Below are 22,868 nucleotides of genomic sequence, written 5' to 3'. Positions count from 1 at the left end.
TTTGGAGGCTAATTTTTTATGGCTAAGAGTAAGTTTCCCCTACATCTAAAGATACTTGCCTTAGCCTTATTTTCCCTAGCTTTAACCTTACTTTTACCCACAATTGTCATTTCCCAGTCTGTACCAAAGGGTCTAAGTGAAATTCACTTTTCTCCACCGCAGGAGTCTGCACCAATGGTCGTTAGGAGGCAAGAGTTGCGATCGCGCTGTCCTTGCTACAATTCTATCAATTCTCTCACAGCACTACTACCGCCTACAAGTTTGGCACTAACTACCGCCGAGCACCCAACATTTTTTTTATATGTCCCCCACGCTACTACTACTAAAACCGTAACCGATAAAGATGAAAATGCGTGCAACAAAACTGTCAGCAACTCCCATTTGAGGGAGAGTTTTGAAGTAGAGTTTGAACTCCTTGACGAACAAGAAGAAAAAATTTACCATACAGCATTCACGATCGCAGGTACTCCCGGCGTTATTAGTTTCACTCTTCCTAAAGACTCTCCACCACTGGAACTGACAAAATATTACCGCTGGTATTTTGAGGTAATTTGCGATCCCGAAGATCGCAGCGGTGACAGTGTAGTGAGTGGATGGACTCGCCGAGTCGAATTAATTCCTAATTTAGCCCAAGAATTAGCACAAGCATCGCCTACAGATCGCCCTGCTATTTATGCCCGTTCTGGTCTTTGGCACGATACTCTAACGGCCTTAGCGCAGTTACGGAAATCACAACCCAACGATCTACCTTTAGCTAATGCTTGGGCGGAATTATTAAAGTCTGTAGGATTGGAAAATATCAGTCAAGAACCTCTAGTTGAATGCTGTAATATAGCAGAAGGCAGGAGGCAGGAGGCAGGAGACAGCAGGTAGAGCTAAATATTTAAATTGATTTTTGCTCTAAAATTTAGGAAAGAAATATGAGTCAGCAGTGGGACAATTTTCTAAAAAATTTAGGAGTTTGGGAAGGTACTTTTACCAAGTTCTCACCATTAGGAGAGCAACTTGAAGATATCCCTAGTATTCTGTCCTTAGAAGGCTTAAATAATAAAAAAAGTGCGCGCCTAACTCTCCGCCGCTTTTTACCTAACCCTAACAATGCCTCCGAATCAACAGTCAATGAGTTGGTGCGAGAATATCAGTATCTAGGCAGAGATATTCTGTTTTTTGAAAATGGGGCTTTTTCTCAAGGTAGTATCCAACTCGCCCCCTATTCAGAGTTTGGGGCCGAGTTGAGTTTTATCTACGGTAATCAGCGTCTGCGCCTAGTGCAGCTATGCGATCGCGACGGCAATTTAGCTAGTTTAACACTGATACGTGAAAAGCTAGCGGGTAAAGATGTACCCGAAAAACCGCCTTTGAAGGTTGATGATTTAATTGGCGAATGGCGAGGAGAAGCAGTAACAATTTATCCAGATTGGCGACCATCGGACTCTTATCCTACCTCACTGCAATTGCACCGCGATGACCACAATCAATTATTACAAAAGATAACTTTTGGTAGTGGTTTAGATATTAAAACAATTGCTTCTAGTGCTTTAATTGACGGTTCTATCCTCCGGTTTAATCAAAGTTCCCAAGCAATGCAAGTGCTATTGCTGCCCGGCGGTGCTTCTGCTACCACGCCAGTGCCAGTTCAGCGAAGAAAATCTTTCTTTTTAGAGGCGGGTTGGCTGGTAGAATCAGACTTACGGCAACGGATGATTCGCTCTTATAATGAAAACGGAGAATGGGTGAGCTTGACCTTAATAACCGAACGTAAAGTTAGCTAAAACTATTGACTTAAATTGTCAGCTACTTCTAACAAACTTCAGATAATCATTCCATTTTCAGGGTAAATGTTTTCTGGGATACAAAGAGGTAAAAGCAAGACTGTTATAGTTGAGCTAGTACCTAAGTATCATCATTTATAGTATGCGTCCTCACCCTATAAAATTTCCTCTGCGCGGGGTTCTTGTTGTTCCTTTTGTATTGCAAATTGTTCTTGCTGTCGGACTTACAGGATGGCTTTCCTTACGCAATGGGCAAAAGTCAGTTCATGATGTTACTGCTCAATTACGTAGCGAGATTACGGCCCGGATTGAACAGAACCTCAAAAGCTACATCGAGCTACCACATATTATTAATAAAATCAACGAAGATATTGTAAAACTCGGTAAGTTAAATGTGGACGATCAAGATGACTTGAGACTTTACTTACGGAAGCAACTTCAGTCATTTGAGTCAATCAATTACATCTCCTTCGGCAGCGAACAGGGACAGTATACTTCCTTCGATAGAACAACTACAGATGGTTCATTTCGCATTAGTTGGTTAACAGAAGCTCCGGGTAATCTACATATTTATGCAGCTAACAGCACAGGAGAGCGAGCCAAAGTCTTAGATGTTTTCCCTAATTACGATCCGCGTCGCCGACCTTGGTATCGCGCTCCCATCGAACAAGGTGGCCCCGCCTGGAGTCCAATTCATGCTTTGTACGCTCAATCAATACTGGCAATTAATGCTAGTCAACCCTTATACGATGAAACCGGGACTCTTCGCGGAGTATTCACAGTCAACTTTAGCCTCTCGCAAATTGGGAATTTTCTACGTAATTTAAAAATCGGTCGTTCTGGACAGACTTTCATTGTCGAACGTTCTGGAGAATTGGTGGCAAGTTCCGCAAACGTGCTGCCATTTACAATTACCGCTCAAAAAAAAGCAACGCGCATAAAAGCTACAGAATTTGGCTCTCCCCTGATTCGCGCGACCGCCAAATATTTAGTCGAAGATTTTGGGGGATTGAATCAAATTACTCAGAGCAAAAATCTTACTTTTCTAGTCGAGAATCAGCGGCAATTCGTGCAAGTATTGCCTTTTTCAGATAGCCGTAACTTAGATTGGCTAATTGTGGTTGTTGTTCCCGAATCCGATTTCATGGAGCAAATTAATGCCAATACAAATACTACAATTATTCTCTGTATATTTGCACTGTTAATAGCAACCGGATTGGGAATTTTAACTTCACAATGGATTGCTGTCCCTATTCAGCGATTAAGTCAAGCTTCCAGCGCCATCGCTGATGGCAAACTCAACCAAACAGTAATCGTCAAAGGGGTGAGTGAAATCCAGGTTTTGGGTGAGTCATTTAACAAAATGGCACGGCAGTTACAAGACTCTTTTACAGCTCTGGAAGTTAGAGTAAAACAACGAACAGCCGAACTACAAGAGGCCAAGCTTGCTGCGGAACTAGCCAACAGTGCCAAAAGCGAATTTCTCGCTAACATGAGTCACGAACTGAGAACCCCTCTCAATGGTATTTTGGGCTATGCTCAAATCTTAATGCGCTCAAAAAACATTCAAGAAACTGACCTCAAAGGTTTAGGTATAATTCAGCAGTGCGGTTCTCACTTATTGACTCTGATTAATGACATTTTAGACCTCTCCAAAATAGAAGCAAGGAAAATGGAAATTTATCCTAATCAATTCCATTTTCTAGCATTTCTTCAAGCCGTAAGTGAAATTGTCAGGATTAAAGCTGAACAAAAAGGAATTACTTTTATTAGCCAATTCGATCCAGCACTGCCGGTGAGCGTACAAGCCGATGAAAAACGCTTGCGACAAGTATTAATCAATCTTTTGGGTAATGCAGTCAAGTTTACTGAAGAAGGGAGCGTTACCTTCAAGGTTGGTGTGATTGAATCATCTACGATTGATGCAGAAGCAAGCACCTTCAATGCCATCAATAAAATCCGTTTTCAAATAGAAGATACGGGATTAGGGATGAGTGAAGAACAAAAACAAAAAATCTTCGATCCCTTTGAACAGGTAGGCGATAGTAAACGCAGAGCAGAAGGAACGGGGTTAGGTTTAGCAATTAGCTCAAAAATTGTGGAGGTGATGAGTTCCCAAATTAGAGTGACTAGCCAACTGGGAGAAGGTAGTCAATTCTGGTTTGATTTAGACTTGCCTTGTGCCAGCGAATTTACATTAAAACCGACTTTTGATTTAAAGGGAACAATTGTTAGTTTCCTCGGCAATAAACGCAAAATATTAGTTGTAGATGACCGCTGGGAAAATCGCTCCGTGATTGTCCATTTATTATCTCCTATTGGTTTTGAAGTCTTTGAAGCTACTAATGGTGCTGAGGGGTTAGACAAAGCAAATGAGTTAATACCAGATGCAATTATTACTGATTTAATTATGCCGATAATGGATGGTTTTGAATTACTGCGTCGCCTCCGTATTTCTGACCAGTTTAAAGATACAGTTGTCATAGTTTCTTCTGCTAGCGTGTTTGAAGCAGACCAATACAAGAGTTTAGAGGCTGGAGCAAATGCTTTTTTACCCAAACCTGTGCAAATTTCAGAATTGTTTGAAGTATTGCAGAAACAATTAGGTGTATCTTGGGTTTATGCAGAGCCAACTCCAGCAGCACTTACTAGCGGATCGAATACTGAATTATCCTCTGTTAGATGTTTGGTGATTCCCCCACCAGACAAAATGAAAATTTTGTATGATTTAGCAAAAAAGGGTAATCTTAAAGGTGCGATCCAACAAGCAGAGGAATTGAAAAAGTTAGATGAGCAATGGATTCCTTTTGCCGATCGTATATGTGAAATGGCAAAAGGGTTTCAGGAAAAACAACTTCAAGCTTTCTTAAATCAGTATCAAGTTAAATAGTTAAGGCTAAAAGAATAGTCCGCGTTAGTCATCTCCTTGATTGGTAATTCTGTCGTCATTGGGAGCTCCGTGAAGCAATCGCCAAGTCTCTGCGATTGCTTCGGGATTGCTTCGTACCCTCAGATGGCAACGCTTTTGCATCATCAATATTAGGGCTTACGCTCATAGCCCCAGAAACCGGGTTTTTGAGAGCATCTGTGGGTCACGAAGAAGGCAGGAGGCAGGAGGCAGAAGGCAGGAGGTAGAAGGTAGGGCGAAGTATTTTCGTCAAAAAACCCGGTTTCTTTGGTTGGGTGCGTAAGTGCTCTGTACTTCTATGTAACAGAATATCTAAGTGATGGACAGTCTTACAGTTTTTTTGTATTCGATACATATATTTCAAACCGAACTTTCTCCTCAAGTTAACCATTGCGATGTATTTTTTGCTACATTGAAATTCCACCTCAGACTTACATAGTCAGATGTATGGCGATCGCGATCGCAAGTTCTGAGCACTTGAGTATCTAACTTCCCGACACAGCGGGGCGTGCCATATTCGTCCCTTGTGGATATATCTCCCAACATCCCTTTTATGCAAACAACTTCCACAACTTCAGACAGCAATCGACCTTTTTTAACTTGGCAGCGAATTATAGACTGGGCACAAGAACACTACCGCTATCGAACTTTTAACAAAGACGAACGGATTCCTGCCAGACCCGGCTTGCTCTATTTAGTAGAGCGCGGTTCTATCCGACTGGTAGGCTCTTCCCTAATTAGCGCCAGCGGTACTAAAAAATCCCCGCGTCGCAATCCTGAAGAAGCTTTTTTAGGCTTCGTGGGTGCAGGTCAACCCTTTGAACTCGTAGCTCAGTCGCCTTTTACACTCCAAGCTTACGCCCATACTGACCAAACAAATGTACTGTGGATGTATTGGCACGATCTAGACAACTGGCCCCACTTCCGCCGGGAAGTCTTAGATGCCTTTCGCTATCAGCATCAGCGAAAACTTTTATGGCTCAGTACATTAGGCCAACGGCGAACTCTGGACAGATTGTACGGATTTCTAACTTTGCTGATCGAGGAATTCGGCGAACCTTACATTAATGAAGCAGATCCCGATCTAGTCCGGGGCTACCGTTTGCCTTGGCTTTTAACTCATGCTCAAATTGGCAGCGCGATCGGTTCTACACGAGTGACAGTGACGCGCTTAATGGGCAAATTGCGCTCCAAAGGTTTGATTTATACCCAAGATGATAATTTAATTTGTCTGCCTACCGACTCTGACCAAAACTAAAAAGTTTTTAACTGTTTAACTGTTTAATTGTGTGCTATTGACTGTAATGGTATGGGAATAATGTAAGATTAATTCTGTACTGCCTTGGCATTCTTGCAGGGTACGATTAATTATGACTAATGACCGACAAATATCTCTAACTTCCAATCAACTGAAACGAGTGGTCTTCTGTGACTTTGACGGTACGATCGCCCTTGAGGAAACTTTTGTCGGAATGCTAAAGCACTTCGCACCGGAGTTGTCGGCTCAACTAATCCCAGAAATGTACGCTAGAAGGCTGACGCTGCGGGCAGGAGTCCGACAGTTATTAGAGTCTATTCCTTCGGAACGTTATCAGGAGATTATCGAATTTTCTCAAGGGAAGTTAATGCGGCCCGGATTGGTAGAACTCCTAGATTTTCTTAAGGATCGCGAAGTACCTTTTGTGGTAGTTTCAGGTGGTATTCGGGTGATGGTAGAGACAGTGATGGGCGATTTGGCGGCTCGTACAGAAGCTATTTATGCGGTAGATTTAGATCCTAGCGGCTCTCACCTGAAAGTGTGTTCTGAGTTTGAAGGGGATACGGAACTTGTGTCTAAGGTGCGGGTAATGGAGCTGTATGAGGCTGACGAGCAGGTGGCAATTGGAGATTCGGTGACGGATTTGAATATGGCTAGGGTTGCGCCTGTAGTTTTTGCGCGCGATCGCTTGGCTGAATATTTGGATAAGGAGCAGAAATCTTACATATACTGGAATGATTTTTTTGATGTAATTGAGAGTTTATCCCAGCGATGGAGTTAATTGCTAACTGTTAACTGTTAACTGTTAACAGTTAACTGTAGGACTTACGCAGGGAGTCTTAGAAACCGGGTTTTTGAGAGAATCTGTGGGTACGGGCGAAGTATTTTCGTCAAAAAACCCGGTTTCTTTGGTAGGGTGTGTAAGCCTGAACTGTTAAGATGTTATACAGCTAAATTACCTATTCCAATTATTTAGATAATTAGTATAAGCAACAAACAACTAACAACTAACAACTAACAACTAACAATTAACAATTAACAATTAACAACTAACAACTAACAATTAACAACTAACAACTAACAACTAACAACTAACAACTCACCATGAATAGTGATTTAAGACAAAGTTTAATTGCAGCAGCAAGCCACTTTTATAATAGAGGTTGGATGGTTGGTACTGCGGGAAATCTTTCCGCTCGTTTGACTGACGGTAGCTTTTGGATTACAGCTAGTGGCAGAGCAAAAGGACAGTTAACAGAGCAAGATTTTATTCGTATGAATGTAGATGGTAAAATTATCGAGCAACCGCATTCAGATTGTCGTCCTTCTGCTGAAACAAGTATTCATCAGGCAATTTACAAATCTTTTCCAGAAGCTCAAGCTTGCTATCACGTACACTCGATTGAGGCTAATTTAGTCTCTCGATTTACTGAGGAAGATCGATTACCTTTGCCTGCGATTGAAATGCTCAAGGGTTTGGGGGTGTGGGAAGAGAATCCAGAGGTAGCAATACCGCTGTTTACTAATCATTTTGAAGTGCCGCGAATTGCTGATGAGATTTGCGATCGCTTTGCAATTTCACCGCCGCCAATACCCGCTTTATTAATCCGCGATCATGGTGTTACTGTCTGGGGTGACTCGACAGCTAAAGCTTACAATTATATTGAAGTTGCTGAATATATTTTTCGCTATATGGTAGCAGCTCGCTAATGGCTAATTGGTAATTGCTGATTAAAAGCATTACCTACGCACTGGAAAACTGGTATAGAGGCGTTAATACTGCGATGTCAGCAGTGCTACGTAAGTAACTTGTAAGTTTTTAAGTAAAAATTGCTACAGATTAGGCTTTACTTAAGTGGGAAGCCCAGATTAATTTCGCTAGCTCCAATTCATTAATTTTCCTTAAAAATCATCCATCTTTGGCCTAAAGTACCTCTACTTTTGGGAAGATATAAATTAATACCAAAAGTATAAGGTATATTAACATCGGCTGTACCCAGACTACCGGGGATCGTCATCATGTTGAAGTTAAGCTTGAATTTTAAGAATGGTTTAGTCAAGAAATCTGTCCCAGTCAAAACTGAGTTGGCCACATACCGCGACGGGCGCGATCGCGCCTTTGATGAAACATTGGAGGATAGATGGTTTCAGAGGTTTTTCGTAACCTTGTTATTGGGGGGGCAGGTGTGGTTGCGGCTGCTTAAGGGCAAGGTTTGCCGCAAGCTGGTGATCGAGCATTTGGTAACGGTGGGGTTGGGTTCGCTGAGGGCGGTATTGTTGATTGCTCTATTTGCAGGGATGATTTTTACGATTCAATCGGCGCGGGAATTGATTCGGTTTGGGGCGGTGGGGGCGGTGGGAGGTGCTTTTGCGATCGCATTTTGTCGGGAGTTAGCACCCGTTTTAACGGCGGGTGTGGTAGCGGGACAGGTGGGTTCTGGATTTGCGGCGGAAATTGGCGAAATGCAGGTGACGGAGCAAGTTGATGCTCTTTATATGCTGAAAACCAATCCAGTTGATTATTTAGTCTTACCGCGTGTGGTAGCTTGCTGCATCATGTTGCCGATTTTAACTATTTTTTCTGTGGTTGTGGGTATTGGCGGCGGCGCGTTTGCGGCGGCGATTTTTTACCATTTACCTCCGGGGATGTTTTTGGAATCAGTGCGGACTTTTTTGGAACCCTGGGATTTGGTGACAGTGGTAGTTAAGGGGGTGATTTTTGGCGCGATTATTGGCATTATCGGTTGCGGTTGGGGGTTAACAACGACTGGGGGAGGGAAGGGTGTAGGGCGATCGGCAACGGCGGCGGTGGTGACTTCTTGGGTGTCGATTTTTATGGCTGATTTCTTTTTATCGCTGTTGATGTTTCACGAATTGGCGATTACCAGATGAGGTTGAGAGTTACTCCATATTACAAAACTGTAATTCAAATACAGGGATAAATGTCATCTTGAGGCAGCTCAATGATTATAGAGAGGCAATGAAAGGCTGATTGATACTACATTCCCTTAGCCAAAAAGCTTCTTTAACCAAATTGAGAAAACTAATTGAGGCAATTACCCCATGGCAACACTATTTCCTAATTTAACCAATGCACCTGGCGATAATACTATTACGCAAAGCCAGATTCCACCAAATCCTAATCCTCAAAACCCTCCTCAAAATCAAACTCCACCAAATCCCAATCCTCCCAATCCTCCTCAAAATCAAACTCCACCCACTCCACCAACTCCACCAGCTAATAGTATTAGCACCACATCAGGGAATGACAATATTACTGGGGACGCTTCCGATAATTTCATTTTAGGTGGTACTGGCAGCGATACCTTGAGTGGAGGAGAAAGTACCGATACAGTTAGCTATCTTTCCTTAAATAGTGCCATTACCCTTCAGGCTGGAGGTATTGTCAACAAAGGTGCAGCAGGTAACGATATCCTTGACACTATCGAACAGATTATCGCTCCTTTAGGACAGATTAATACCCTTGATGCGTCTACAGGTAGCGGCGTAGCTTCTATTAATGTAGACTTGTCAACTAATAGTGTGGCTGTTAACAATTTACCTGGAATTGGCACACTGAATTTGACTGTAGAGAATTTCGTTAATGTCGTAGGTACTCCCAATGTAGATGTGATTACCGGCAATCGCCAAAATAACAATTTAGTAGGAGGAGCCGGTAACGATACTCTCTCAGGTTTGCGTGGTAATGATACTTTGATTGGAGTCGATCTATCTAGTGCTACACCTGGAAGTAATGAAACAGATGTATTGATTGGCGGTCAAGGTAGAGATACTTTTGTTCTCGGTGATGCCACAAATACATATTATCAGGGAGCAGGAGTTACATTCATTCAAGATTTCCAGCAAAACAGAGATGTCATTCAGTTACACGGACAGCTCTCTGATTATACTATTGTTGGTAATTCTATCAACTTGGCTGGTACTTCCGATCAAATTGCTGTAATTCAAGGCAATTTTACCACTGATAATTTCGTGTTTGTCTAAAAAATGCAATGAGTCTCTACTATTAACCTACTGATATATAGTAGAGACTCATTCAAGATTTTAGGATGGATTACACGAAATAGTTAACAATTGATTTCAGATTAAAAAGGAGTTTCTACCTCTAAATTAATATTTTTTCCTAACTGCGGATGCTCAAAATAAAGCTCCCTCGCGTGCAAATGTAATCTACTTGCGTCGGCTTGACATCCATAGAGGCGATCGCCTAAAATTGGTATTCCTAAACCTCTTTTATCTGACGCATGAACCCGAATTTGATGAGTACGACCGGTGAGCGGCATAAATTCTACACGAGTGTATTCTCCTTCCCTAGCTATCACCTGAAAACGAGTTAAACTAGGTTTACCCCTCTCTATATCAACTTGCTGATAAGGACGATGTTCAGGATTTCCCCAGAGTGGTAATGAAATCTCACCACAATAATCATTTACTACATTACCAGAAAGTACCGCCTCATAAACTTTTTTAACTAATTTATGTTGAAATTGACTGCTTAATTCCCGATAAATTGGTAAAGAACGAGCTAATAACATAATTCCCGAAGTTTCGAGGTCTAAACGATGGACAGGGATAATATTCATGCCATCCGGTAACAATTGACGTAAGCGACTTAAAACGCTATCTTGCCGATCGCGATAACGACCAGGAACAGAAAGTAAACCTGATGGTTTGTTAACTGCTATTAGCCATTCATCTTCATAGATAATTTGCAAATTTTCTGCTTCTAATATATCAAAGTTCTGCCGATATGTACCCATATCTAAAAAACTATTTTGCGATAATCCTGATAGTAAAAATCCCATTAATGGCTGACAACGTTCGAGGCAAGCGCCATAAAATCCTCCCTTAATTCTATCCAGATTTATTGATAAATTTCCCCACCAAAATTCTGCCATTGCTAAAGGTTTAAGGTTATTTACCGCTGCATAGTGGAGTAATTTCGGCGCACAACAATCTCCAGTACCAGTAGGCATTAAACCAGTTGGCATTAATGTTTGTAATGAACGAGAATGGCCGGCAAAATTAGTGAGACTGTAAGCTGCATACATCTGAGTTTGTAGTTGTTTTGATAAAGTTTTTCGCCGTTGTTTCAGTTCAGTAATTCGCTGAGTAGCATTGTCAATTATCTCTTTTAATGGTTGTAATTTCTCATTTTGTTCTCGTTTAAGGTTACGCCGTTCTATTCCATCTTTTTGACTTTCTTTATCAAGTTTTTCTAATGCTAAATTAAGTGCTTTATCTGTAAGAGTTTGGCTGAGAATTTGGCGTTTTTCCTGTCGCTGTTGTTTGCAATTACGATGATGTTGACTCATTAATTGCAACTGCTGTTCAAACTCGCTAGATAATGTTTGGTATTGTTGCCATTGCGGAAGTTGCTTTAGAGTAATTATTTCTTGTTTAATAGCGTCTAATTCAGCTAAGGTGTAGGCTTCTACTAAGGCTACTTTTTCTCGTCCCGGAATGGGTGGAACCCAGCCATCAATAGTATGACAACCATTGAGAAGGCCTGAGAATGCTTTGAGTACCCGTTGTTCGCCATTAGGAAGTTCAACTAAGAGTATGCCATACATTTTACCTTCGCGAGAATAATCATTATTATTGGCTAATTGCTGCATTAAACCTTTAGCAATTGCTTCGGCTATGGGTGTGCGAGGAAGTCTCAGTAATTGACCATTTTGAGGGGAGATTCCTTCGTAGTAATAGGTAGGATCTGAGTTATTGATAGGAGAGTTTTTGGGGATAAAATCTGAGATGGGGTGAAAGTTGAGCATAATAATTATCTCATAAATATTAATCCTTAGACAAGATCAAGTTCAGTACATTTAACTCGTTAGAAGTCAAAAGATACTTATCTGTAAAAAACTTTTCCCGACTTTGTTCTAAACTGTAACTTCTAAACACAACAAACGGGAAATCTTGATATTTATGTCCTATAGGCATAACATTACCAACTGGGTAAAGCGATCGCACATAGATAGACAGAATATCTCTAAACCGCTCGTCTTCTGGTTCTTCCCGCTTAATATCACCAAAATACTCCTTCATTTCTTCACCACTAACAAAGGCAAATAACGGCAAAGCATAATATTGATCCAAACGATGACTATGCTGTTGAAAATACTGAGTTTTATCCACATCCTTATTCAGCAACTTAACTAACTCAATAGCACCTCCTCTGATTGCAGAGCGCAAATTTTCTGGGTAAGAAATACTATCCCTAATGCGATACATTTTATGCATTAATTCCTTATTTACAATTTTTTTAATCTCTTGATGTAGCCTAATTTGGTAGTTTTCCTCTAATTTTTTGTCCGCCAGAGGAACTATCAACAAACTGCCACAAACATAACCTTTTTCCAGATTGCCATAACTGAGTAACCCGTCAAGAGGATTACACAGTTGCAAAAATTTACTATTAAAATTCTCCCGCATTTGCAGATATGAATCACCTGATTGTCGGGAATGTGTTGTATTTTTCAAAACAAACTCGGCTCGACTAAAAAGCTTCTCAATACTTGTATAAATATCTTGTAATGACTTGTTTTCTGGATGACTGCGATGTTCACTTTTTAATTCCTTAATCAGATTTCCCATTTGGCTAGTGAAAGTATCACCAGCCGTAGAAATCGACTTTCCACCGATGGGAATAATCAAAAACTTTTCGCTACCTAAATATCCATAACCTTGAATTCGTGTCATTACTGAAGTCTTGAGAATTAATAACATATTCAAAAGACTTAGCTTGCTTTCTTGCAGAGAAATTTCTGGATCATCTGCGTAGTAAACAGCCTGATCCGAGAGATAAAAAATTAACTCCTTATCTTCATTATCCAAAGTTTTACCTGGTTCGTATTCCCCGCGTCCCCGATAAATAACTTGTATGACTTCCATCAGGTTTTTTTCAATCTGAAAGCGAGGAATATCAACTAAAATATGCTTGGTTTTGGGAAAAGATAACCCCCGACTTCCAGATGCAGTCATAAAGATTACCTTAGCTTTATTTTTACACTCCTGTATTTTTGCTTTCTCCTCTTCTGAAATATTAGCATGAATTTCAAGATAATCTTCAAATCGATCAAATTTTTCGCGACTGTTCTTAATTTTATAAATCAATTCTGTCAATCTTCGCTTATCCTGAATATAGACTATTAATTGTTCGACTCCGGGTTTGGCTAATCGCTCGTTTATGTCTTGAACAATCTCAGACTGTACCAGTTTAATCAAGCTATTTCTTTGATTAAGAGACGCATTATCAGTAAATTTTACAGCTTCTATAAACACTTTATAAGTTATCTCTAAACTGCGAGCCGGATAGGAATTAGTATTAATTACGATAGCTGGTAATTCTCTAAACTTAAAAGGGATAGCTTGTAAGGGTAAGATTTCTTCAGAATTTTTGGCTAACTTCTTAAAATAAATTTTATCTGGTTCCGGTGAGGTATCTTTAAGGTGTTGTGTAATCACATCGTGGTCAACAATTGAAGCATCTGCAACAATAATTTTAGTGTTAAAACCATGTTGGGGATTGTACAAATCATACTTAGTGATAATCTTACTAATTCCTGTTAAAAATTCTACCCCGCCGTCATCTCCTGTAATTTCATCGATCATAATAAAGATGTGTTTAATGCGGCTAGAAATTTCTTGCATTTTAGCAGAAATTACCTGCTGTTCTCTTTTGTTATAAGCATCCTGAAATATCTTGTCAAAATGCTCAAGAGTATTAACTCCATTTTCTATTACCTTCAAAGACTGAATAGACACGGTAGCGACAATATTATTTGATGGTTGAGAGTTTATCAGCGTGTATATTGCTTCACAAATGCTGTTGAGGACTCCTTTACCTTTAACCTTTGCAGGTTGAATGATGGTTTTACTCTTCCTTTCTATTTGCGTTTGATGGTATTGCTGACGCTGAATATCTGGATTTTCTTTGAGGAAGTGAACAGTGTTTTTTGTAAAATCTTTTTGCTGACTATTAGCTACGTATTTAACCGTACATTTGCCACCATTGCCTTTAATAATATCAGAGTTAGTGTTAATGCAAAATAGGCGATTGTCTGACAACAAACCTGTTTCTGGATTTTTGAATTTTTCAATGATGTCTAGGTTAACTTGCTTGCGAGGACTGACATAAAAGAATAGGAAACCGTCATCAATATGCTGTTCAAGAAACTTGGCAATTGCAGTAGTTTTGCCTATTCCCGGATTTCCAGTTAGAAAGATGTAAGTTTGCTCAGAATTAAGTGCTTTAATAATCAATTCAGCATGAGCTTGTCTTAGATTTAATCCGGGAGCAACTTGCAATTTTTCTGCCAGTTTATCTGGTATAACACCAACAGAATTAAAAAAGTTATCAAGTCGCTCTGTATGAGCAACAGGTGTGGGAGTATTTCCTGTACTTTCTAATAAGCGATTGATAAACTTTTTACCATCTTGAAAACTGCGAATAGCGTTAATTTGAATAACTTTTAATACTTCTTTGCGAACCTCGCTAATATCTTTAGTATTAGATTCATTCTTATAAATTTGTGAACAAGTTGCTAAAATATTGATTTTATCTTTACGTAAGGAAATAGCACTAATGCCGCGATCGCTATTGCCAACTACATTAAATAATACGTCAGCATTATCTGGAATAATTCCTTTTTCTTGCAAAAATTTATAGAAACTATGAGCATAGCTACCCGCCTGAATCAACTTAGCACTTTCCTTATCTTTATACTTAAAAGCAGTAAAATAGCGTTTTAAATCCTCAGAGAAATCAATCCCCAAAGTGCTAGTATCTATCCGCAGATTAGAAAAAACACTCTTTGAGCGCAAATAGCTAATTTCCCTCATTAACAATTTCCGCATTATCTCTATTTCATGGAGGTCTACTCCCGACAACGCTAATACTGGAGAAAATACAGATAAGTCAACGCAGAGAATTCTAAAATCATTACGTTGTTGTACCAGCATAAGCGTATCAGCTTGCAAAAACTCACCTTTTTTTGAGTAGCGATGGATTAACAAATCAATATCAGCATTTGCAAAATCTGGTTGCACATTTGTAATCTGAGATAAAACCTCTTTAAATCCTTTTTGTTGACCCTTATTATATGTTCTAATACTGTTAGCATCACTAAAACTGCACTGATAGTATAAAATCTTAAGATTTTGCAGTTTACTACCAGCAGATTTGATGTACTCGCGAAAAAAGTTTAAGCCAGAAAAAAAACCTTTCTGTATAAAATAAAGGCTCCATTTCTCAACTATTTTACCATCCAGACTACCCAGGAGATTTGCTTCCCTAGTTATTTCTGCTGTCATTTTTGGCAATTTTAGGTGCTGCAAATCCAGGCGGTACAAATTGCCAAAGTTGTGAGGGATATTTTCCTGCTGAATATAAGCCAGAATTCCAATATTGAATCCGACTTCAAACAGACGACCCAAATCTTCACCAATCATTATTATCTACCTCATTATCTAATTCTCTTACCTTATTCAAAAAAGCCAACGAGTTAAAATTTGCACTTCCACCAGTATGACTAAATATAGATAAAGCACCAACCGAATCATCGCCAATAATCCGCTCGTAGGGGTCGAGTTTTAAACTAATATTCTGACGAGCTTCATACCTAGAAAAGTGAAATATTGTCAGATAGTGTAGCAAAGTATCTTTAGTTAGACCATCATAAATCAAATCTTGATGAATATCTTTGTCATCCAAAATGCCTTGATAGATATGCAGAAGTGTCGAGTAGGAAATCACACCATTATAAAAGTTTTTGTCTCCCTGTTGATCGACTTTAATCCCATTAAATAGGTTAAAAAACATCACGGATTCCTGATTGGGATCGTCAGCTAAATTACTAAGTTCCATTATATCTTGAATATAGAAGGATTCTCCTCTATGTTGTTCAAAGCTACGGACGAAATATTTATCAAAGAAAATGGGATAAATCTTGATGTCTCGCCTCTCTCCTTTCAAAGTTCGGATGAGACTTTTGGACATAAAAAACAAATCCTCATCTTCATCAGTTTTGGTAATATGTAGCGTGCTCGTATAAGGTGCTTGTGAAATATAAGCAAAGTTCCTATATCCTTGCTCATAAAGTTGACTCATTGCATCTTCCAGAATTGATGGCTGAGTATAGAGATGAGTAACGCTGTAATTTTCCGAAAAAGTTTTTAGCATTTCCACCTGAATTGAACCATCTTCTTGGCGATTAATGCCGACAATTTCTCCGATTAAACTTGCTTTTCTCTGAAAACGATTAGCGTTACCTTTTCTCGCATCACTTTCCCGACTGGAAACCACAATAATTGCTAAATTATCCAACTCTGGAGATAGCTGCACATTGTCGAAGCGAAACTTTTTGGGTAATATTGAATAGAGGGAACTTAGACCATTTCCGATAGTAAACTTTTTCGGTGGATGCTTAATCCGAAATCCTTGGGAATTACAGCGATATTTTTCGCTTAACAAATGAGACAATGTTTTAGAAAGATGGGCCATAAACTTTTCTGACGGTGAAGGGTTATTGTGGTCGCCTTCGTGAAGTCTCACCATCGGAATAAATAAATTTTTGCCCCAATTTTCTGCTAATATCTTCAGACACATATAAGATAGCAGGAGCATAGTAAACTTGTAAACAAAAGCCTCTGCTGGTGGTAAACCTCCATCGCTTTTTAATCGTTGATTTTCATAACGAAACACAACTAATTTTGTGTTGAAATGCTTGGCGTAGGTATCTTTAGAAATTGCACCTCTAGGAGTTAAAAGTACAGGCAAAGCATTAATACCTTTGATATTATATTCCATACTGAAACTTTGCCGTTCATCAGTAGGGAAATAACGGATATCTTCTATGGTAATATTGACTGGTAGCTGACAAATAGCTCTGGGATTCACCCTAGCATTTTCAACTGTAATATACTGGAGTGCTTGTTTCGGATTTCGCTCCAAAATGTCATTGAAAAATTTCCCAGTTGTTAAAGTATCATCTATCTGTTCTAGGATACCTCTTTTGATGTTGATGTGTCGTGATTCTGTTCGAGGCGGCAAAATTGTTTCCCTGTCTAAAAAGCCTTTTAAAAGTTGTTTGAGACGGTCTATTTTAACCTTAATGTTATATTGATTTAAGCCTCGGATGATACCACGAAGTATTTGCTGTTTCCTTTCTTCATCCGAACCACTTAAAACAGGCATTACCACAGACTCAAAGCTTTCTCGCGGTTGGTAATTCCCTTCAGATTCAGGGTTGTAATCATTCGCTAAAGGATTACTACGAGAAGCAAAGACAAAATAGTAAAGCAAGGCTATTTTTAATACCTTGCGGACGAATTTTTCCCGATTAAAATCCTCTGCTAGTTCTGTTTTTTGTTCATCACTATCAGGATTAAGCAAATTCAAATTATATTCAAATACATCATCCCCACCCCGTGCTTGAACCGGGTTATCAAACTTGATTTTCAAACCAAAGATAAATTTACGTTCGCTTCGGTGAGTATCTGTACTTTCTCCCAAATAACCTGCTACAATTGGAACTATCGGAAGTATATCTAACACTTCTGCTCTGGAAAAAATATCCCTGTAGTTAACTCTTACTCCGGCATAATTTACCTCATAGTCCCCATCACTTTTGTCAATATCGCTAATATATTCTTCTATCAACCGGAGTCGCCGAATTAAGTCTTGTAAATAGATTATCCCTACCCGATCTGTGCTATTACTACGAATATTCTCTAAAAGATACTCTAAATAGGTAATCTTAGCTTCTTTATTCAGCTTACCCAGGGTTTCCTTATCTACAAGTCGAATCAATTTATGAAAATTAGAGCTTTCATCTTGAACGATCTCATCAAGGCGATCGGTGAGATTTTCCCGATCCTCTTTATTGTCAGTATTTTCATTGATATATTTTTTTAAACCCTCCCTTAGCTGCTGCTGAAAAATGTCTGAGTTTCGCACAGAAATTGTCAATTTGTGCAGCTTTAAAATTGCCCGCGTGCTAGAATCCAGACGTTGCAAAGTTAATTTCTTTTTTTCTAAGGTAGAATGTCTGGGAAAATTGTATTTAAAACCTAACTCAGTACCGCCACCTCGAAAATACGTTGAATCCAAAGGCACAATTAAACTTGCCACAAATCTTTCAACAGCATCATCTCCTCCCAATATAGTTTCTAAATGTTGCCGCAAATACTCTCTAATCTGTCTAATTTGACTGCGAAAGCGAACCTCAACTTCCGCAGGAAAATTCACAGTAGCGGAATGCGCTTGACGTTCAAAAGAACCCAAGGGAGGAATGATTTGTAACTGGGAGACTTCATTGGCAATTGCATCAATATCAATTACCAGGCGATAGTTATCACTTGACCGACTAAAAGGATTTTGACTCTGTAAAACTCCCAAGATTTTATCCAGTAAATCCGTATAATCAACAGGAACTAAATCATCGTCACCTAATCTTAAGCTATTCACCATATTAACTCCTTTAAAAAGCCTGAATCCACTCTTTCACATCATACTCAGTCCAAACCCCATTTTCCCAATAAGGATCGGCCTCCACCAATTGTCTCACAGTTGCCTCATCTTCAGCTTCATAAATGCCAAAAACCTTAGTTAAATCCTTAGTCGGCCCAATTGTAATCAACACACCCGACTCTTTTTGCTTCGCCAATCCAGCCAGATGAGCGTCGCGAAAAGGAGCGCGTTTTTCAAGAACGTCTTCGCAGTAACTTCCCCACAGCACATATTTAGTCATATCTGTCAATCTTTCTAATAAATTAACTTTCAGGCGATCGCTCTACAATTAAATCCATTGCTATTGCAATAATATCACCTTCGCTTACCATCTTGGCAATTACTTCGACATCATAAATTCCTTCAAAAGCTTCTAAAGCCGCAGACTTCAACGCAGATTCATAAGCATCCTGTAAAGTCTCTATTAATTCCTCTTCGGTGAGATAGGTTCCTTTAGCTTTATGTCGCTTGTTAGTGCGCTGAATTTGCTTGACGGTATTGAAAATCAAAGTTTCCCAAGACTTAGTAGTTCGGTCTTCAGCAACTTTTTTAATCAGATGCAACAGCAAGATTATACCATAACTAAAAATTTTGTTAAGCTTATCCGACTTACTCATGTCCTCCAATTCTTGCACCAGTAGCAAAGCCTCTGCAACTTTGCCTCGGTGCAGCAGCTCCTTTAACTCCATTAATTCTTCCATAAAGTTTGATAGTGTTGCCTTTAATCTATTATGCTAGAATTAGTAATTACAAAATATTGCTCGTTCGGCAAGTACAGGAGACAGCTATGACATTATTAGAAATTCGTCTTTTCACAGTTCAAGACTATCACCAAATGATAGAAAATGGTATTCTTAATGAAGATGAAAAAGTAGAATTATTAGCAGGACAGATAGTAAAAATGGCAGCCAAAGGAACCGCACACAATGCAGCAGTAAAGCGCACTGTAGAGCTATTGCAAGACCTTTTAGGGAGATTAGTTTTGATTAGCGTACAAGACTCTATTCAATTAAATGATAACTCCGAACCAGAGCCAGATATTGCCTTGCTTATGCGAGATCCACTATACTACGAAGACCGACACCCAACCCCCTCAGAAATTTACCTGATTATTGAAATTGCCGATACTACACTCAGAAAAGATTGCGGTATCAAAGCCACAATTTATGCTCAATCAGGAATTACCGATTATTGGGTATTAGATGTCAACGATCGCCAACTCCACGTCTTTCGAGAACCGAGTCAGGAAGGCTACCAAAGTGAGCTCATACTTGCCGATCGCATGAGCATTTCACCTTTGCACTTTCCTGACACTTCCTTTATGGTTAGCGCAATGTTACGACCATTGACAACGCCCTAACTCCTTAAACTAACAGCAAACTGCTTCACCAGGGCATTGCGGACTTTTTGTTGCACAGGTTCAATATCACCGTCAGAAAGAGTGCGATCGCTAACCCGATAAATTAACCGAAAAGCCAAACTTCTTTGACCATCTGGCACATTCTCGCCGCGATACTCATCAAACAACTGCACCGACTCTAGCAGGCTCCCAGCAGCCTTTTTCATCACACCTTCAATCTCAACAACAGAAACATCAATAGGTGCAAACAAAGCTAAATCTCGGTCAGCCGCAGGATAGCTAGAATAAACACTGAATTTGCGAGTTAAATTATCAGCTTCATTCAACGCCGCTAACAACACCTTCAAATCAAATTGGAAGGCATAAACTGCCTCTGGTAAACCTCGTTCCTGTTGCAATTGTGGGTGCAATTGTCCGAATATTCCTAAGCGGCTACCATTTAAAGATAACGCCGCTGTCCGGCCTGGATGCAGTCGTGAATCACTGCGATCGCTCTCATATTCTACCGCCAAACCCAAGGACTCAAACACACTCTCTAAAATCCCCTTCGCCTCAAACCAAGTCAAAGCGCGATCGCGTCCACTCTGTTGCCATTTACCTTGCACGGGATCGCCGCCAATAATACCAGCAACCCTGTCCCCTTCCTGCATTTCCTCGCCATCTTTCCAGAAAATACGACCAATTTCAAACCCATTTAATGGCCCATTTCCTTGTTCTAAATTGTACTCAAAAGCATCAATCAATCCTGATAGCATCTCCGTCCGCAAAGCTGAATACTCAACCAACAACGGATTAGCTAAAACTACTTGATTTTCACCTTCCGTCTTCACTAACGAATAGTGCATCAATTCCGTCAAACCCGCCGCTCGAAAAGCCGCCCGAATATTGCGAATTGCCGCATATTCCAGAGGTAAAAAACCCGCCGCAGTCTTGCTTGGTAAAGTATCGCAGAAGCGATCGTAACCGTAAAGTCGCGCAATTTCCTCAATTAAATCAATCTCCCGTTCTAAGTCCCGATAGCGATAAACTGGGACTGTCACCGTCCAGACTCTTTCCTCAATACTTGGAGCAACACCGCAACCTAAAGCTGTCAGAATGCCCTTGATTTCATCAGGTTGCAGATACTTTTCATAAAGCGTATCTTCGCCCCGCTTAAGCTGCCCTAAAACCCGATCTACTCGATCTAAACGCAATTCTACATTGCGGGTTAAATTCGACTTATCTACACCAATGCTCGCAGTTTCCTGAACAACAGGAACTCCTTCTGCCAGTTCAACAATCAACTTTAAAGCACGGCGACAAGCTAAGGCTAATTCTGCCTGATTTACACCTCGTTCGTAGCGAGTAGAAGCTTCACTTCGCAAACCTTGAGAACGAGCAGAACGCCTAATTGCTACTGGTTCAAAAATTGCAGCTTCCAAAACCAAATTTTGCGTACCTTCGTAAACTTCCGTCTCTTCCCCACCCATCACGCCAGCTAGAGCTACGGGTTTGTCATTAACAGTAATTAAAAGCGTTTGTGCTTGCAAATTCCGTGTTTGACCGTCAAGAGTTTTCAGCGATTCCCCAGAATTGGCAAAACGAACGCCAATAGTTAAATCGCTGCTACCTGCAACAGCTTCCAATCGATCTCTATCGAAAGCGTGTAGCGGTTGACCCCATTCTAAAAGAATGTAATTAGTAACATCAACTACATTACTAATTGGTCTTACTCCCGCCGCTTGCAATCGCTGCTGCAACCACGCCGGAGAAGGGCCAATTTTGACTTTTTCAATCGCAGTACCGATGTAAATTGGGCAAGCTTGAGACTGAGAAATATCAATTGCTAAACTTGCAGTCTCGCCCCCTTCTTGCCCTTGAATTAACACCCCCGCTGCTTCAGGAATTCTCAGATTTGCTCCAGTTAGCGCCGCTACTTCTCTAGCTACACCTACCATACTTAAAGCATCAGCGCGATTTGCTGTTGCTGTCAAGTCTAAAATTACATCATCTAAGCCCAATAGTGGCCGGATATCACTGCCTAATTCAGGATTTTCTAACTCGAAAATGTGAATGCCCGGTGACTCTTTAGCTAGTCCCAATTCCGCCACAGAGCAAATCATCCCCTCAGAAGGAACGCCCCGCAGTTTAGCAGGTTTAATTTTCAAGTCGATATTCGGTAGATAAGTTCCGACAGTGGCGACAGCTACATAGATATTAGCTCTAGCATTAGGAGCTCCGCAAACAATGTTTAAAGGTTCGCCCTTACCGATGTCTACTTGACAGACTCTCAGCTTGTCAGCATTAGGATGTTGCTCGCAAGTGAGTATTTTGCCCAATACTACGCCATCGGCCCAAGTGCGGCGGTCTTCAATTTCTTCTACCTCAAACCCAGCCATTGTCAGGGTTTCCGCTAGTTCTTCTGGCGTTACGGCGATGTCTACCAGTTCCCGCAACCAGTTGATAGAGATACGCATTCTTTTGTCCTTTGTCTTCTTTCCATGTCCTTTTCGTAACGTAGCATCCAGAGGGCGACTTAAGCCAAAACTTGCTGGGGACTTAAGCCCCTGAGATGAAGGTTAACTCCTTCGGAAGAGGACTGTTAAATTCATTAGTCTTCTGGAGAGGAGTTAAATTCTGAGGGAGGGGTTTCAACCCCTGGGGGACTGGGCGATCGCGATCGTTTCCTAATTTTGACAGCATATTTACTTGAAAGTGTCAACAAAAAAACTATGGTATAATAAATCTTGATAATTCACAGCTAAAGGCTAACTGCCCCTTGCCCGCAAGCAACATTCTCAACAGAGTAACGATCTACCAGATAGAAATGACCGAGATAAGTTTTGACATTCTTAATTGCTCAAAGCATTGCTGAAGATTCCATTTCCCTTGTGTCTTGTAGCTTATGCCTTCTCCTATAAAAGTATCCAAAGCAGCAAAAAGCCCTTAAGTTTAGAAATAAATTCTATAATAGATACTAAATTCCGCAAGTCTTTAAAGAGTCTTTAAATATTTTCTCGAAAAATCGACCAGAATAGCGAGATAATTAAAATATAGTA

General features: G+C 40.2%; 17 protein-coding genes. 9 read left to right on the top strand and 8 right to left on the bottom strand.

Annotation, left to right across the window (positions count from 1 at the left end; genetic code table 11):
* Window positions 1-18: 18 nt before the first annotated feature.
* From OSCIL6407_RS0123115 to OSCIL6407_RS0123105, 3 genes are all read left to right on the top strand, one after another.
* Window positions 19-873, top strand: coding sequence for a DUF928 domain-containing protein (locus tag OSCIL6407_RS0123115; protein WP_019487724.1), 855 nt, complete (start codon window positions 19-21; stop codon window positions 871-873).
* Window positions 874-920: 47 nt separating this feature from the next.
* Window positions 921-1,772: a DUF3598 family protein gene (locus OSCIL6407_RS0123110; RefSeq protein ID WP_007354318.1), complete on the top strand. Its 852-nt coding sequence runs from the start codon at window positions 921-923 to the stop codon at window positions 1,770-1,772.
* 142 nt (window positions 1,773-1,914) lie between these two features.
* Window positions 1,915-4,662: a hybrid sensor histidine kinase/response regulator gene (locus OSCIL6407_RS0123105; protein ID WP_007354317.1), complete on the top strand. Its 2,748-nt coding sequence runs from the start codon at window positions 1,915-1,917 to the stop codon at window positions 4,660-4,662.
* A 396-nt stretch (window positions 4,663-5,058) separates the two neighbouring features.
* Here the strand turns inward: OSCIL6407_RS0123105 and OSCIL6407_RS35555 are convergent, their stop codons facing one another.
* Window positions 5,059-5,226 (bottom strand): hypothetical protein, encoded by a 168-nt coding sequence (locus OSCIL6407_RS35555; RefSeq protein WP_155523422.1) that lies wholly within the window; start codon window positions 5,224-5,226, stop codon window positions 5,059-5,061.
* A 7-nt stretch (window positions 5,227-5,233) separates the two neighbouring features.
* Between OSCIL6407_RS35555 and OSCIL6407_RS0123100 the strand changes: the two genes are divergently transcribed.
* The 3 genes from OSCIL6407_RS0123100 (at window position 5,234) to mtnB (ending at window position 7,648) form a co-directional block, all read left to right on the top strand.
* Window positions 5,234-5,938, top strand: a complete 705-nt coding sequence (locus OSCIL6407_RS0123100) for a Crp/Fnr family transcriptional regulator (protein WP_007354316.1) — start codon at window positions 5,234-5,236, stop codon at window positions 5,936-5,938.
* Between the two features lie 112 nt (window positions 5,939-6,050).
* Window positions 6,051-6,719, top strand: coding sequence for an HAD-IB family phosphatase (locus OSCIL6407_RS0123095; RefSeq protein WP_007354315.1), 669 nt, complete (start codon window positions 6,051-6,053; stop codon window positions 6,717-6,719).
* 323 nt (window positions 6,720-7,042) lie between these two features.
* Window positions 7,043-7,648 (top strand): methylthioribulose 1-phosphate dehydratase, encoded by a 606-nt coding sequence (gene mtnB / locus OSCIL6407_RS0123090; RefSeq protein ID WP_007354314.1) that lies wholly within the window; start codon window positions 7,043-7,045, stop codon window positions 7,646-7,648.
* A gap of 182 nt (window positions 7,649-7,830) precedes the next feature.
* On the opposite strand, the gene OSCIL6407_RS37890 is transcribed toward mtnB, so the two are convergent.
* Entirely contained in the window at window positions 7,831-7,959 is a 129-nt protein-coding gene (locus tag OSCIL6407_RS37890; RefSeq protein ID WP_019487722.1) for a hypothetical protein, read from the bottom strand.
* Between OSCIL6407_RS37890 and OSCIL6407_RS0123080 the strand changes: the two genes are divergently transcribed.
* Both OSCIL6407_RS0123080 and OSCIL6407_RS0123075 read left to right on the top strand, forming a co-directional pair.
* Window positions 7,958-8,830 (top strand): MlaE family lipid ABC transporter permease subunit, encoded by an 873-nt coding sequence (locus tag OSCIL6407_RS0123080; protein WP_007354312.1) that lies wholly within the window; start codon window positions 7,958-7,960, stop codon window positions 8,828-8,830. The genes OSCIL6407_RS37890 and OSCIL6407_RS0123080 overlap by 2 nt on opposite strands.
* A 171-nt stretch (window positions 8,831-9,001) precedes the next feature.
* Window positions 9,002-9,943: a calcium-binding protein gene (locus OSCIL6407_RS0123075; RefSeq protein WP_007354311.1), complete on the top strand. Its 942-nt coding sequence runs from the start codon at window positions 9,002-9,004 to the stop codon at window positions 9,941-9,943.
* Between the two features lie 101 nt (window positions 9,944-10,044).
* On the opposite strand, the gene OSCIL6407_RS0123070 is transcribed toward OSCIL6407_RS0123075, so the two are convergent.
* The 5 genes from OSCIL6407_RS0123070 to OSCIL6407_RS0123050 are packed head-to-tail and all read right to left on the bottom strand — an operon-like array spanning window position 10,045 to window position 19,171.
* Complete coding sequence (locus tag OSCIL6407_RS0123070; RefSeq protein WP_007354310.1) at window positions 10,045-11,733, bottom strand: RluA family pseudouridine synthase; 1,689 nt, start codon at window positions 11,731-11,733, stop codon at window positions 10,045-10,047.
* Between the two features lie 19 nt (window positions 11,734-11,752).
* Window positions 11,753-15,412 (bottom strand): P-loop NTPase family protein, encoded by a 3,660-nt coding sequence (locus OSCIL6407_RS0123065; protein WP_007354309.1) that lies wholly within the window; start codon window positions 15,410-15,412, stop codon window positions 11,753-11,755.
* Entirely contained in the window at window positions 15,402-18,431 is a 3,030-nt protein-coding gene (locus OSCIL6407_RS0123060) for a hypothetical protein (RefSeq protein ID WP_007354308.1), read from the bottom strand. Before OSCIL6407_RS0123060 ends, OSCIL6407_RS0123065 begins: the two co-directional genes overlap by 11 nt.
* A gap of 10 nt (window positions 18,432-18,441) precedes the next feature.
* A complete protein-coding gene (locus OSCIL6407_RS0123055; RefSeq protein ID WP_007354307.1) occupies window positions 18,442-18,711 on the bottom strand; it encodes a YciI family protein in 270 nt (89 codons plus the stop codon).
* A 22-nt stretch (window positions 18,712-18,733) separates the two neighbouring features.
* The gene (locus OSCIL6407_RS0123050) at window positions 18,734-19,171 is read right to left on the bottom strand and encodes a DUF29 family protein (protein WP_007354306.1); all 438 of its coding nucleotides are present in this window, start codon (window positions 19,169-19,171) and stop codon (window positions 18,734-18,736) included.
* An 86-nt stretch (window positions 19,172-19,257) separates the two neighbouring features.
* Between OSCIL6407_RS0123050 and OSCIL6407_RS0123045 the strand changes: the two genes are divergently transcribed.
* Window positions 19,258-19,830, top strand: coding sequence for a Uma2 family endonuclease (locus OSCIL6407_RS0123045; protein ID WP_007354305.1), 573 nt, complete (start codon window positions 19,258-19,260; stop codon window positions 19,828-19,830).
* Here OSCIL6407_RS0123045 and pheT read toward each other — a convergent pair.
* On the bottom strand, window positions 19,827-22,286 hold the full coding sequence (gene pheT / locus OSCIL6407_RS0123040; protein WP_007354304.1) for a phenylalanine--tRNA ligase subunit beta: 2,460 nt from the start codon (window positions 22,284-22,286) through the stop codon (window positions 19,827-19,829). The two genes, OSCIL6407_RS0123045 and pheT, sit on opposite strands and share 4 nt — an antisense overlap.
* Window positions 22,287-22,868: the final 582 nt, after the last annotated feature.

The sequence above is a fragment of the Kamptonema formosum PCC 6407 genome (assembly GCF_000332155.1).
GTDB classification, from domain to species: Bacteria; Cyanobacteriota; Cyanobacteriia; order Cyanobacteriales; family Microcoleaceae; genus Kamptonema; species Kamptonema formosum.
The sequence above is the reverse complement of the archived record's forward strand: the minus strand, read 5'-3'. Positions and strand labels throughout refer to the sequence as shown.